Origin of the sequence: Flavobacterium sp. (assembly GCF_044339515.1) — a bacterium.
Taxonomy (GTDB): Bacteria; Bacteroidota; Bacteroidia; order Flavobacteriales; family Flavobacteriaceae; genus Flavobacterium.
This window is the reverse complement of sequence record NZ_JBIIVK010000011.1, coordinates 71,964-77,963: the sequence shown is the minus strand read 5'-3', so window position 1 is coordinate 77,963 and position 6,000 is coordinate 71,964. Positions and strand designations below refer to the sequence as shown.

8 protein-coding genes and 1 pseudogene are annotated in these 6,000 nt (G+C 30.9%); 7 read left to right on the top strand and 2 right to left on the bottom strand.

The features are described from left to right. The 4 genes and pseudogenes from ACIQ0M_RS04840 to ACIQ0M_RS04825 all read left to right on the top strand — a co-directional run. A pseudogene (locus ACIQ0M_RS04840) lies at nucleotides 1–103 on the top strand (IS1595 family transposase); the annotation flags it as partial. A 93-nt stretch (nucleotides 104–196) separates the two neighbouring features. Next, nucleotides 197–859 carry a lysoplasmalogenase family protein gene (locus ACIQ0M_RS04835; protein ID WP_396150286.1) on the top strand — a complete coding sequence of 221 codons (663 nt, stop codon included), beginning with the start codon at nucleotides 197–199 and terminating at the stop codon, nucleotides 857–859. Between the two features lie 28 nt (nucleotides 860–887). After that, nucleotides 888–1,571 (top strand): hypothetical protein, encoded by a 684-nt coding sequence (locus ACIQ0M_RS04830; RefSeq protein WP_396150284.1) that lies wholly within the window; start codon nucleotides 888–890, stop codon nucleotides 1,569–1,571. Between the two features lie 10 nt (nucleotides 1,572–1,581). Continuing rightward, a complete protein-coding gene (locus ACIQ0M_RS04825) occupies nucleotides 1,582–2,298 on the top strand; it encodes a hypothetical protein (RefSeq protein WP_396150282.1) in 717 nt (238 codons plus the stop codon). Here the strand turns inward: ACIQ0M_RS04825 and ACIQ0M_RS04820 are convergent. After that, nucleotides 2,244–3,158: a bifunctional metallophosphatase/5'-nucleotidase gene (locus ACIQ0M_RS04820; RefSeq protein ID WP_396150280.1), complete on the bottom strand. Its 915-nt coding sequence runs from the start codon at nucleotides 3,156–3,158 to the stop codon at nucleotides 2,244–2,246. The genes ACIQ0M_RS04825 and ACIQ0M_RS04820 overlap by 55 nt on opposite strands. 4 nt (nucleotides 3,159–3,162) lie before the next feature. Next, nucleotides 3,163–3,948: a 5'-nucleotidase C-terminal domain-containing protein gene (locus ACIQ0M_RS04815; RefSeq protein WP_396150278.1), complete on the bottom strand. Its 786-nt coding sequence runs from the start codon at nucleotides 3,946–3,948 to the stop codon at nucleotides 3,163–3,165. A gap of 48 nt (nucleotides 3,949–3,996) precedes the next feature. On the opposite strand from ACIQ0M_RS04815, the gene ACIQ0M_RS04810 reads away from it, so the two are divergent. Genes ACIQ0M_RS04810 through ACIQ0M_RS04800 form a run of 3 tightly spaced genes read left to right on the top strand, consistent with a single transcriptional unit; the run spans nucleotide 3,997 to nucleotide 5,943 of the window. Continuing rightward, nucleotides 3,997–4,515 (top strand): DUF6913 domain-containing protein, encoded by a 519-nt coding sequence (locus ACIQ0M_RS04810; RefSeq protein WP_396150276.1) that lies wholly within the window; start codon nucleotides 3,997–3,999, stop codon nucleotides 4,513–4,515. 2 nt (nucleotides 4,516–4,517) lie between these two features. Further along, nucleotides 4,518–5,399, top strand: a complete 882-nt coding sequence (gene dapA / locus ACIQ0M_RS04805) for a 4-hydroxy-tetrahydrodipicolinate synthase (protein WP_396150274.1) — start codon at nucleotides 4,518–4,520, stop codon at nucleotides 5,397–5,399. A gap of 34 nt (nucleotides 5,400–5,433) precedes the next feature. Further along, nucleotides 5,434–5,943, top strand: coding sequence for a ferritin (locus ACIQ0M_RS04800; protein ID WP_396150272.1), 510 nt, complete (start codon nucleotides 5,434–5,436; stop codon nucleotides 5,941–5,943). The last annotated feature ends 57 nt before the right edge of the window (nucleotides 5,944–6,000 follow it).

The window sequence follows — 6,000 nt, the reverse complement described above, 5'->3', positions numbered from 1 at the left end:
TTTACAATTATACCTAAATGAGTTCGTTTACAAGCTTAATAGACGGTATTTTGAAGAAAAATTATTCGACAGGCTAGTGATAGCAAGCATTACAGGGTTATGACTAATAACGGACAATCAAAATTTTATATAATAAAAGTATAAATTAATTAAAAATTTATTAACTTTATTCATAATTTTATAAATTAAATTCAGCATGAATAAAGTGAAAGTTTTAACAGCTGTTTTGTTCATTGTTGCTTTAATCGAAGTAATTGCCGAATATATTAGATTTTTACCTCTAGTTTATATTTTCAAACCGCTCATTTCTGTAGTTTTGATGACTTTGTATTGGTATAGTTCACCAATTAAAGATTTTTTATTTTTTCTCACTATTGCGACATCCTTAATAACCAATGTGCTTTTTATTCCAAACGATCTTAATTTAATTTTTATTGGATTAATTGTTTTTGGGTTTCATCGATTAATTAATATTTTCTATATTATAAAAGTAATGAAAACAAAGGATTTTATTCCGGTAATCCTGGCTTCTGTTCCTTTTTTAATCATTTTTTTCTATATCTTTTTTGACACCGATTTACTTACGAAAGAAGTATATTACATCATGATTATTCATAATATTTTGATTTCTTTATTAGGTGGAATTGCCCTGTCGCATTACATTATGAATGACAGCTCAAGAAGTTCATGGTTATTGATTTGTGTTTTGTCTTTCGTAACGCTTCATTTTATCATTTTTATCGAAAAATTTTATATTCAATTACAAATTTTCAGACCTATTGCCATGAGTTTGAATGCGTTTGCCTATTATGCTTTTTATAAGTTTATTTTAATCATAGAAAAATCAAATTCTAATTAGTTTCTTTGCGTTTTTAATAAAATAATTTATGAAGGAATATTTGTTAAATAGGAATTTTAAAGTATTATCTTCTGTTTTTATACTGATTGTTTTTCTATTGATTTTTGTATCTTTTTTTGATTTTAAATTAACTGAATATGTTTTAAAATCAATTAGTATTCCGGTTTTGATGTTACTTTATGTTTTGACATCGAAACAAATCAGTAAATTCTACTTAGTTGCTCTTTTTTGTGCGGCAATATCAAATATTCTTTTTATTTCAACCGATGCGACCTTACTTAATTACGGATTAATTGCCTTTTTGATTTATAGAATTATTACTATTATTTTAGTTGTAAAAGCTTCACCTAAACTCTCTTTTTTTACAGTTGGAATTGGTAGTGTTTTTTTCCTTTTTCCATTGCTTTATTTTATTGTACTTACTCAGGATTCTTTAGGACAAAGTTTTATGGTTGCTATTGTAAACGTAGTTTTAGTATCTATTCTAGGCGGATTGTCCTTGTCTAACTACTTAATGGAAGAAGGATTTAAGCATACTTGGTTGCTGGTTAGCACATTTTTATACACCATTATTGTATTTTTATTCGTAATTCAAAAGTATTATTTGTTTATTCCAATTTTTCAACCAATTCGTGTTTTAGTTTTGATGTCGGCTCATTATTTTTTTTATCTTTATCTTTTAATGTCTGAAAAGCAGATAGATAAACAATAATATATTTTTTTTGAAAAAGAATAACAAATCAGTTTTACCCTTATCAGGCTTATTTTTTTTAGTAGTAGGCATTCTAGCGTATGGAGTTTATTTTGATATAGAAAGTATCATTCTTTTAACTCGGTTGATTGGACTTTCATTAATTTTTTTAATTTATTTTTTAAGTTCTTTCAAGAAAAACAAACTCTATTTGTTTTCGCTATTGTTCTCACTTTTATCCATTCTCTTTTTGTTTTTAAAATCGGATAGCGGAGTTTTATCTGCAACACTTTTCTTTTTAATTTTTGAAATTTTAACGATAACCATAGTGATTAAAAACTCAAAGAAAGTCAGTTTTATCCCTGTCGCACTTGGTTTTTTACCTTTTTTATCAATTTGTTTTTATTTGATATTTTTAACTTATTCTTCCTTGGGAATAAATTATCTGCCTTCAATTCTCAATGCTTTTATCATTTCTTTTTTAGGAGGACTGGCTGTTTCAAATTATGTTTTAGAGGAAGACAACATGAAAAACAGTTGGTTGCTTATTAGCACTTTGTTGTTCGCCATGTTGATTTTTGTTTTTATGATTGAAAAGTATTACCTATCCGTTCAAGTGTTTAAACCCATTCGAACCATCTGCTTTTTTGGAGGACATTATTTATTTATGCGGTATGTTTTACTTTCTGAACATCAAACAATAATCGATTTACCCTGTGAAATGACCGAAGAATCCGTGTCAAAATAAAAGTCGATTCGCCCTAAATTAATTCCATAACACCCAACTTGGTTTACCAAAACCTCTTTATTATCAAGATTTTTAAGAATGGTTGGTTTGTCTAAAAAAGTATGTGTATGTCCACCAATAATTAAGTCGATATCACGGGTCAACGTTGCTAATTTGGTATCACAAATTTTGCTTTGGTCATTTTTATAGGCATAACCCAAATGAGAGAGACAAATGATTAAGTCGCATTTTTCTTCAGTTTTTAATTTTTTCACCATATCCGTTGCAATTTCTAACGGATTATTATAAACAGTTTCTTTATACATTTTTTTATCAACCAAACCGGCTAATTCAACGCCCAATCCAAAAACACCTACTTTGATTCCGTTTTTGTGAAATACTTTGTATGGTTTCACAAAAGGATGCATCACTGTGTTTTTAAAATCATAGTTTGCAGATAGAATTTCAAACTTAGCATGAGGCATTTGAGCGGCCAAACCTTCAATACCATTATCAAACTCATGATTACCAATAGTGGTAGCTTCATAACCCATTTTCGACATAAATTTGAATTCCAATTCGCCACCATAATAATTAAAATAGGGTGTGCCCTGAAAACTATCACCGGCATCTAAAAGCAGAACATTTGGGTTTTCTTGTCTGATTTTTTCAATAAGAACGGCTCGTTTAACCACTCCACCCATATTCGGGTTTTTTGGATGATATGCCGGAAATGGGTCAATATGACTGTGTACGTCGTTCGTGTGCAAAATGGTTAACTGTTTTGTCTTAGCTTGACTAAAACCGGTCAAAGGCAAACTTCCCAAACCAACTAATGTTGAACCGGCAACCGTATTTTTTATAAAATCTCTTCTTTTCATACCTTTAGTTTTGGTCAACAATTATTCTTGGTTTTGAAGAAGCTTCTACCACTTCAACTTCCTTGAAATAGTCAATTAAAATATTTCGTATTTTGTAATCTAAGTCAAAAAGTTGGTTGTTTTTCAGAAAGAAATTCATGTTATCACCACCATTTACTAAATAATCAGAAGTAGCAACATAATAAACTTTGTTTAAATCCAAAACATCACCATTTATCAAAACGGATTTAAAAGCTTTATTTTTATCTAATACTATTTGCATTCCGCTCAACGGGTGAGGTTTTTTTTCAGCAATCAAATATTCTATCATTTCCATAATTTGACTTCCTTTCAATGCAGCTACAACCATATTGTTTTCAAAAGGCATCACTTCAAATGCTGTCCTCGTAGTTATATTTCCCCTAGGAATAATGGAGCGAATTCCACCATGATTCAACAAACAAATATCAACGGTTTTAGCATATCGTTTACTGAAAATTTTATTGCTTTCGCTTAAACAAACATCAGCCATAAAATTACCAATGTTCGTTTGCCATTCACCTTTACTTTTATCCAAGGTTTCCGGACAAAAGGCCAACACACTGTCTAAGTCTTTGTTGATGTGATTGCGATATGGCTTGATAAAGTTTTCAATTTCAGGATTTTCGGATGATGTATCAGATATTCCAATCTGTTTTCCTTCAATTTTTACAATTTCATAGTTTGATTTGCATCCGTAGAAAAACAGCGAAAATGTTATAAATAACACAAAAAATGTCGTTATAACGGTATAGTTTTTTAGTTTTATCATCAAAAAACGACTTTAATTCTATAATTTTGTAATCCAAGTAAAGGTACAATGTTTTTAAAATATTTTAGAACTTTTTCCGCTAAAAGAGTATTAAAAAAAAGTTCACTCAATGTAAATTCTTCTATTTCAAACAAACCCATTCAAACGGTTGGCGTTTTGATAGATGAAACGTATTTCGATAAAAAAGAGGCTTTGATTCAACTATTGGTAGAGAATGGAATCAATCCGGAAAAAATCTCCGTGTTGGCCTACAAGACCAAATACAAGAAGAAAGAAAATATAAGTTATCCACATTACAGCAAAAAAGATGTCACTTGGCTCGGAACTATTGAAAATAAAGATGCCAAAGAGTTCACTTCGAATCAGTTTGATCTTTTAATTAGTTATTTTGAAGAAAAGAAAACACCTCTTCAAATTGTAACACACAAATCATTGGCCGATTTTAAAGTTGGATTTGCTTCTTCAGACAAACGGTTGAATCATTTTATGATAGATACGGAAGTTGAAAATTACACTGTTTTTGTAGATGAATTATTCAAATACTTAAGAATACTAAACAAACTATAACTATGCAATCACTCATTGGAACCGGAGTGGCTTTGATAACTCCGTTCAAAAAAGATTTATCCGTTGATACGGAAGCGTTAACCAACATTGTTCATTATCAAATTGATAACGGAATCGATTATTTAGTGGTCTTAGGAACAACTGCGGAAACGGCTACATTGACCTCAGAGGAAAAAGAATTAGTAATCAAAACGATTATCAAAGCAAATAATAAAAGATTACCCCTCGTGTTGGGTGTGGGCGGAAACAACACTCATCAAGTGGTAGAAGAATTGAAAACCAGAAATTTATCTGATTTTACAGCTATACTTTCAGTTTCACCTTACTACAACAAACCAACTCAAGAAGGGATATATCAGCATTTTAAAGCTATTGCTGAAGCTTCGCCAATTCCAATCATTTTGTATAATGTTCCCGGTAGAACAGCAAGTAATATGCTTCCTTCGACTGTGTTACGATTGGCCAATGACTTTAAAAATATTGTAGCCATCAAAGAAGCGGCTGGCGATATTGTCCAAGCCATGAAATTAATTCAACACAAACCGGATGGATTTTTAGTAATTTCAGGCGATGATATGGTTACCTTACCAATGGTTTTGGCCGGTGGAGCAGGAGTGATATCGGTTATTGGAGAAGGTTTTCCAAAGCAATTTTCCGCTATGGTTCGATTAGGTTTGGAAAGAAAAGTGGATGAAGCTTATCAAATTCATTATCAAGTAGCCGATGCAATTGATATGATTTTTGAACAAGGAAACCCGGCTGGAATAAAAGAAGTTTTTCATGTTTTAGGATTATGCGAAAACACGTTAAGACTTCCTTTGGTTAATGTTAACGAAGACTTAGCAAACAGAATTCGTCAAACTGTCAAAAAAATTGTAAATTAGCGGTAGATTTATTAATTAGAAAAAATAGAGAATTATGTTATCAGCAAATGTATTAGCAGCATTAAATAGTCAGATTAAAATGGAAGGTGATTCTTCTCAAGTATATTTAGCCATGGCCTCATGGGCAGAAGTACAAGGTTTTGAAGGAATTTCAACTTTTATGTATAACCAATCTGATGAAGAAAGAATGCACATGCTCAAATTAATTAAGTATGTAAACCAAAGAGGAGGCGAAGCAAAAGTTGGAGCTACTCTGGAGCCTTCGTTGGATTTAACCAATTATAAAGCACTTTTCAAACAATTGTTAGAACATGAAATTAAAGTGTCGGAGAGCATTAATAATTTGGTGGGGATTACCTTAGACGAACGTGATTTTGCAACCCACAATTTTTTACAATGGTATGTGGCAGAGCAAATTGAAGAAGAAGCAACGGCTCGTTATATCTTAGATAAAATCAATTTAATTGGCGATGACAAAGGTGGTTTGTATCTTTTTGATAATGAAATGAAGAACTTTGTGAGTCCAATGGCTCCTGCAAAATAAGAACAATGTTAATCTAAATATAAAAGATGCGGTTTATGTCGCATCTTTTTGTTTTTT